6 protein-coding genes are annotated in these 7,069 nt (G+C 70.2%); 4 read left to right on the top strand and 2 right to left on the bottom strand.

Going from position 1 to position 7,069, the window contains the following annotated elements:
* Positions 1–46: 46 nt before the first annotated feature.
* Positions 47–1,642 (bottom strand): beta-1,3-glucanase family protein, encoded by a 1,596-nt coding sequence (locus tag ACFWGZ_RS37850; protein WP_382456410.1) that lies wholly within the window; start codon positions 1,640–1,642, stop codon positions 47–49.
* 165 nt (positions 1,643–1,807) lie between these two features.
* On the opposite strand from ACFWGZ_RS37850, the gene ACFWGZ_RS37845 reads away from it, so the two are divergent.
* On the top strand, positions 1,808–2,821 hold the full coding sequence (locus ACFWGZ_RS37845; protein WP_382456409.1) for an HNH endonuclease: 1,014 nt from the start codon (positions 1,808–1,810) through the stop codon (positions 2,819–2,821).
* Between the two features lie 64 nt (positions 2,822–2,885).
* On the opposite strand, the gene ACFWGZ_RS37840 is transcribed toward ACFWGZ_RS37845, so the two are convergent.
* Positions 2,886–3,344: a MarR family winged helix-turn-helix transcriptional regulator gene (locus ACFWGZ_RS37840; protein ID WP_382456408.1), complete on the bottom strand. Its 459-nt coding sequence runs from the start codon at positions 3,342–3,344 to the stop codon at positions 2,886–2,888.
* Positions 3,345–3,398: 54 nt separating this feature from the next.
* On the opposite strand from ACFWGZ_RS37840, the gene ACFWGZ_RS37835 reads away from it, so the two are divergent.
* The 3 genes from ACFWGZ_RS37835 to ACFWGZ_RS37825 form a co-directional block, all read left to right on the top strand.
* On the top strand, positions 3,399–3,764 hold the full coding sequence (locus tag ACFWGZ_RS37835) for a VOC family protein (protein WP_382456407.1): 366 nt from the start codon (positions 3,399–3,401) through the stop codon (positions 3,762–3,764).
* A gap of 154 nt (positions 3,765–3,918) precedes the next feature.
* Positions 3,919–5,403, top strand: coding sequence for a glycoside hydrolase family 43 protein (locus tag ACFWGZ_RS37830; protein ID WP_382456406.1), 1,485 nt, complete (start codon positions 3,919–3,921; stop codon positions 5,401–5,403).
* A gap of 132 nt (positions 5,404–5,535) precedes the next feature.
* On the top strand, positions 5,536–7,069 hold a 1,534-nt coding region (locus ACFWGZ_RS37825; protein WP_382456405.1), incomplete at its 3' end, for an ATP-binding protein.

Raw genomic sequence — 7,069 nt, 5'->3', positions numbered from 1 at the left:
GATGTGTATAAGAGACAGGCGTCGGGTTCGGGAAGAGCTCAGCGGGTCAGGCGCGGTGCCACTTCTGGTTGGCGCCGCCCACGCAGTCCCACATGTGCAGGACGGCGTCGTTGTCCGGGTTCCACCCGGCGATGTCCACGCACTTGTTCGCCTGGGGGTTCACCAGGTCTCCGGCGCCGGACAGCACGAACTGCTGGGCCGGGTTGCCGGAACAGGTGGCGAGCTGCACCGCCGCGCCGTTGGCCGTCGAGCCCCAGGCCACGTCCATGCACTTGTTGTTCTCGGTGCGCAGGGTGCCGCCCACGAACTCGAACTTCTGGTTCGTGCCGCCCGTGCAGTTCCACACGATCAGGCGCTGGCCGTCGGCGAAGTTCCAGTTCGGCACGTCGATGCACTTGCCGTGCCAGTCGCTCACGACGCTGCTGACGTTGCCGGTGGGCGGCGGGGTGGAGCCGCCGCTGAACGGGGTCAGGACGATGCCGGCCGAGCGCGGGTCGCCGTCGTGGACCAGGGACTCCTGGGCCTGGACGTCGTCGAACGCGAAGCCGTACGCCTTGCCGTCCACCATGTTCTGGTGCACCAGCCGCGAGTAGTGGTTGGTGACGCCGCCCTGGTAGAAGTCCGAGGGACCACCGCCGGGCTGGACGTCGATGCGGCCCAGCGTGGAGCGGTGCAGGGCCGCGCACAGGGTGCGGGCGATCGGGCCCACCACCTGGTCGTTCGGTGCGTGCAGCGCGCCGTCGCAGCCCCACACGTTGGCGGTGGAGGGCTTCGCGAACGACGCGACCTGCTGGCCGGAGGTGTTCGTGAAGTTCATCGTGGTGCCGGAGGTGCGGCCGAAGTACTTCACGTCCGGCCGGTCGCCGAACGGCTGCACCGTCAGCGTCTTGCCCGTGTACGCGTTCCAGGCCTGGGTGATGTACGAGTCCAGGTAGTTGCGGTCGAACTTGCCGACGTCGGCGGCCTTGCCCGGCGCGAGGACGCGCAGGACCGTGCCGTCCGAACGGGACATGACCGACCCGCCCCAGCCGGACTGGTTGCGGATGCCGTTGACGACGGCGTCGCGACCGCCGGACTTGAGCTCGCCGGTCTTCTTGGTGGCGCCGCTGGCGCCCGTCACGGTCACCGCGTGCGGGACCGCGAACATGTCCACCTGGGAGCTGTTGAGCCAGAGCCCGGCGTCGTTGTAGGTGAACTCGCTCCAGTCGAACAGGATCCCGCTGTTCGGGTCGCCACCGGCCCACGGCGCCGGCTGCACGAGCCCGTCGGGCGTCAGGAAGAACTTGAGCTTCTCCCCGAACGACATGTAGACGCGGCCCGAGATGAACCTGGGCACTCTCAGCGTCGCGGTGCCGCCCTGCCCGGGGCCGGCGATGGACATGTCCGGCGCGGGCGTGGGCGGGTTGCCGCCCGGCGACCACGGCGTGAAAGCGCCCGACTGGTTGACGTACCCGAGGCGTCCACTGCGGATGTCCGTGCCGAGGACGTAGAGGTGCACCGACTCCGAGCGGCCGCTGTTGTTGGTGACGTTCAGGGGCAGCAGGTCGGGACCGACGGCCTGAACGGGTGTGACCGCGATGGCCGCCGACGCGGTCGCCGCCAGTGCGGCGAGCGCGCTCAACCACTTCGTTCGCGTGCGCATGTGACTCCTTGTGCAGGGGTGCTCCGCGAGCGTGCCGGCCGACTTCAGGGCGGCCGGTGACCACTCGCTCCGAGAACTGGTCCAGACCGGTTATGAGAGCGCTTCCATGGTTGATCGCGGGAGCGAGTCGTGTCAATACCGGGGAGGCGCACCTACTGTGGTGCGGTGGGAATCAGGGAGATCACCGCGGAGGCCGTGCTGAAGGCCGTGGCGGAACACGACCGGCTCGGCGCCGACGCGTTCCGCGAACGCTACGGGTTCGGACCGGCGCGCACGTACTCACTCGTGCACAACGGCAAGGAGTACGACTCCAAAGCGATCGTCGGCGTGGCCCACGGACATCTGCCGGGCCGGTCACCGCTCAACGCCGAGGACTTCTCCGGCGGCCAGGTGACCGTCGTCCGGCTCCTGCGCAGCCTGGGGTTCGAAGTGCGCGACGCGCAGCAGCCTCGCCAGCTCAGCTGGCTGGAGGCCGAGCTCGTGCTCGCCTGCGACCTGCTCATGCGCAACGACTGGAAGCACGTGCGCGCGAACGACCCGCGTGCGGCCGAGCTGTCGGAACTGCTCCGTTCCCTGCCGCTGCACCGGATGGAGTGGCGGCACCACAACTTCCGCAACCCGAACTCCGTGCAGCACAAGACCTACGACATCGAAGTGCTGTTACCGCACTACCACGGCAAACCGAAGAAGGGCGGCGAGCTCGACCGCAAGGTGCTGCAGGCGTTCCTCGACCGCCCCGACGAGATGCGGGCCGAAGCCGAGGCCATCCGCGCGGGTGTGCGAACCGGGGAGTGGGAGGACCTCCCGGTCCCTCCCGACCTCGACGAGGAGGAGGCGACGCGGGAGGGACGTCTCCTCCTGCGCCGCCACCTCGCCCGCGAGCGCGACCCGAAGCTGCGGGCGAAGAAGATCGAAGCGGCACTGGCCGAGCACAGCTGCCTGGCCTGCGAGGTCTGCGAGTTCGACTTCGAACGCGTCTACGGCGACCGCGGCAAGCGCTACGCCGAGGTGCACCACAAGACACCCCTGCACGTCTCAGGCCCGACTTCCACCAGGCTCCGCGACCTCGCGGTCCTCTGCGCGAACTGCCACCGGATGATCCACCGCGGCACCCGCTGGCTGACGCCGGACGAGCTGAGGGAACTGGTGCGGGACCGGCGCGGCGCACGCGAGGACTGAGGTCAGGTCACCACCCGCAGGAAGTCCCACCAGGTCGGCCGCGGCGATCCGAACAGGACCGGCGTCACGACGGCAGCGGCTCGGGACCGAGAGCCTCCGCGCACGCGGCCAGGTCGCGCAGCAGCTGGTTCTGCCGGGTAGCGGAAAACGGCGCGAGCATGCGCTTCTCGACCGACCGCACCGCGGCGCTGGCCGCCTGCAGCTGGGTGCGGCCGGCGTCGGTCAGCTCGGTGGGCAGCGCCCTGCCGTGCGCCGCGGTCGCGGGGCGGCTCACCAGGCCGCGGTCCTGCAGGCCGCGCAGCACCAGGTTCATCGACTGCCGGGTGACGAAGACGGCCCGCGCGAGTTCCGCGTTGGACAGGCCCGGTTGCTGCGACAGCACCTCGAGGCACGAGTACTGCGGCACGGTCAGGTCCAGCGGGCGCAGGACCGCCTCCATCGCGGTGCGCAGCGCCGTGGCGGCCCTTTTCAGCGCGTACCCCACCGCCTGGTCCAGCGGTCCTACTACCTCGGCTTGACCCATGTCAGCATCATGACATACGGTTTTGGATGTCAGGACATTGACATAGGAGACGACATGACCGTGACCGGACCCGACTTCCTCGCCCTGCAGGTGCGCGACCTGGAGCGCGCCGCCGAGTTCTACGAGACCCGTCTCGGGCTGCGCCGGCTGCCCGCCAGCCCTCCCGGCGCGGTGGTCTTCGCGACGACGCCGGTGCCGTTCGGGGTGCGGGAGGCCACGCCCGGCGTGGACCTGGACGCCGGGCAGCCCGGCCTGGGGGTCGCGCTGTGGCTGCAAGCCGACGACGCGCAGGTGTTGCACGACGAGCTCGCCGCGCACGGGGTTCCGATCGTCACCTCGCCGTTCGACGGGCCGTTCGGGCGCACGTTCGCCTTCGCCGACCCGGACGGGTACGCGATCACCATCCACGACAAGGCCTGAGCGGGCGGGACGACGGCGGGATCGGCCAGGTCCCGCCCTCCGGGCCTGGACAGCTGCCGGGCGGAACTGTTTGGATCGATCCACGCCGTGTTTACAACGTTGCAAGCGAGTCCGACCCTGCAGATTGGACGAGACGTTGACACCAAGGATCGTCGTGGCCTCGCTGGCCGCCCTGCTGCTGGCCTGCGTGCCTCCCGTGACGTCGTCCGCCGGGGCGTCCTCCCCTGAACCGCCGGCCGCCGCACCCGACTTCTCGACGGCCGAGGCCGGCAACCCGATCGTCGACGGGTGGTACGCCGACCCGGACGTCGCGGTCTACGACAACCGGTACTGGGTCTTCCCCACCTCGTCGCGGCCCTACGACGAGCAGACGTACCTGGACGCCTTCTCCTCCACCGACCTGGTCACCTGGACCAAGCACCCCAACGTCCTCACGAAGGCCGACGTGTCGTGGGCGCGGCGGGCCGTGTGGGCGCCCGCGCCCGTGCAGCGCAACGGGAAGTACTACCTGTACTTCGGCGCGAACGACATCCAGGGCAACTCCGAGCTGGGCGGGATCGGCGTGGCCGTCGCCGACCGGCCGGAGGGGCCCTACCGGGACGCGATCGGCAAGCCGCTGATCGCGCAGTTCGTCAACGGCGCGCAGCCCATCGACCAGGACGTGTTCGTCGACACCGATGGTCAGGCGTACATGTACTACGGCGGCTGGGGGCACGCCAACGTCGTCAAGCTGAACGCGGACATGACGAGCCTCGGCCAGTTCCCGGACGGCAGCACCTACAAGGAGATCACGCCGGCGAACTTCACCGAGGGTTCGCAGATGTTCAAGAAGGACGGCAAGTACTACTTCATGTGGTCGGAGGACGGCTGGACCGGCCCGAACTACGCCGTCTCCTACGCGATCTCCGACTCCCCCACCGGCCCGTTCACCAAGATCAGCCGCGTGCTCGCCCAGGACGCAGCGGTGGCGCGGGGGTCCGGCCACAACGCCGTGCTCAACGTTCCGGGCACCGACATCTGGTACATCTTCTACCACCGGCGCCCGTTGAGCCTCAGCGGCGCCAACGACCGGCAGCTCGCCTACGACCGGATGACCTTCAACGCCGACGGCACGATCGCGCCGGTGACCATGCGGGTGAAGGACAACTTCGACGACGCCAACTCCGTCGGCTGGACGACCTACGGCGGCAGCTGGTCGACGAGCGCCAAGCGGTACGAGGCCGGTGCCTCCTACGGCGGCAAGGCGTTGCTGGACACCAACTTCTCGGACTTCGTGCAGGACGTCACCGTGACCCCGCGCTCGGCCGCGGGTGACGCCGGCGTCGTGTTCAGGGCCACGCAGCCGAACACCGGCACGGACGGCTACCGCGGTTACTACGCGGGCATCAGCGGCACCGGGAAGGTCGTTCTCGGCAAGGCCGACGACAACTGGACGCAGCTCGCGAGTGCGGCCGTCACGATCAGGCCGAACGTCTCCTACCGGCTGCGGGTCGAGGCGATCGGCTCGTCGATCAAGGTCTACGTCGGCGACGCGCTGAGGATCTCGGTCACCGACACGAGCTATTCCAGTGGTGCCAACGGTGTCCGCGTCTTCAACACCGGGGCGGGCTTCGACGACTTCGCCGTCGCCCACCGCTGACGGACCGGGCCGGCCTCCGCGCGGGGCCGGCCCGCCGCACCGGTGACGGACCTCTGGGAGCGCGACCTTACGATTGCGCGGCTCAACACGTGTTGAGGCCGGCGCCACGGCGTCGTGACAGGGGGAGGCGCCGTGCGCGCGAGTTCTGGTGCAGTGCCGGCCGGCCCGTCACTGCGGCGGTGGTCGGTCTGGATCTCGATGGCGCTGGTGGCGGTGTTGCTGGGGGCGACGCTCGCGGTGCTGCTGGCCATCGGCGACCTCTCGCGGGCGCGGGCGCGGCTGCTGGACGTCGTCGGGCCGGCGGTGGTCAGCGCCCAGCAGCTCGGCGCCGACCTGGTCGACCAGGAGAACGGCGTGCGCGGCTACGTGCTCAGCCGCAGCGAGGACTTCCTCAAGCCCTACTCGAACGGGTTCGACCGCCAGAGCACCGCCCGCGCCACCGTCGCGGCCCTCGACACGCCGAAGGTCGCCGAGGGGCTCACGGCGCTGGACGAGGCGATGAACGGCTGGCGCAGCCAGTACGCCGACCCCACGATCGCCGCCGTGCGGGCGGGCGTCCCGGTGCCCGACGAGTCGGTGGGCAAGCAGCGGTTCGACGCGGTGCGGGTGGCCCTGTCGGCGTTGCAGGAGGAGCTGGCGTTCCAGCGGGCCGAGGGGCGGGCCGACCTCAACGACGCGGCCACCGGCATGGCGGTCACCTGCATCGTCGCGCTGGCCGTGCTGCTGCTGGCGGTGCTGGGGTGCGTGGCGGCGGTGCTGATCCACATCGTCGGGCCGCTGAGCAGGCTGCGCGGGCACGTGGGGCTGGTGGCGGGCGGCGACTTCGCGCACACCGTGACCGCGACCGGACCGTCGGAGCTGCGGGAGCTGGGCCGCGACGTCGACGTCATGCGCACCCGGATCGTCTCGGAGCTGGACCAGGCGCAGGAGCGCAACGCCGCCCTGGACGCCGCGACGGCCGAGCTGAAGCGGTCGAACTCGGAGCTGGAGCAGTTCGCCTACGTCGCCTCCCACGACCTGCAGGAGCCGCTGCGCAAGGTCGCGAGCTTCTGCCAGCTGCTCGAACGGCGCTACCGCGACCAGCTCGACGACCGCGCCACGCAGTACATCGACTTCGCCGTCGACGGCGCGAAGCGGATGCAGCTGCTCATCAACGACCTGCTCGCGTTCAGCCGGGTGGGCAGGCACCGCGAGAAGCACGTCGTCCTGCCCGCGGCGGACCTGGTCGCCGACGCCCGCCGCAACCTCGCCCAGTCGCTCGAGGACACCGGCGCCACGGTCGAGGTGGGCGACCTGCCCGAGGTGCGCGGCGAGGCCCGGCTGCTGACGGCGGTGTTCCAGAACCTGATCGGCAACGCCGTGAAGTTCCGGTCGGCAGCGGCGCCGGTGGTGCGGATCGACGCCGAGCCCGGCGAGGACGGCACGTGGGTGTTCTCGGTGCGGGACAACGGCATCGGCATCGAGGAGCAGTACGCCGAACGGATCTTCGTCATCTTCCAGCGGCTGCACACCAAGGACCAGTACTCCGGCACGGGCATCGGTCTCGCGATGTGCCGCAAGATCGTCGAGTACCACGGCGGGCGGATCTGGCTCGACACGACGGCGGCGAGCGGGACGACCATCCGCTTCACCCTGACGGAGGCCGACGCCGACGTGCCCGCCGAGG

It is taken from the genome of Lentzea sp. NPDC060358 (assembly GCF_042725365.1).
In the GTDB taxonomy this organism is placed as follows: domain Bacteria; phylum Actinomycetota; class Actinomycetes; order Mycobacteriales; family Pseudonocardiaceae; genus Lentzea.
This window is presented reverse-complemented; position numbering and strand designations above follow the sequence as displayed.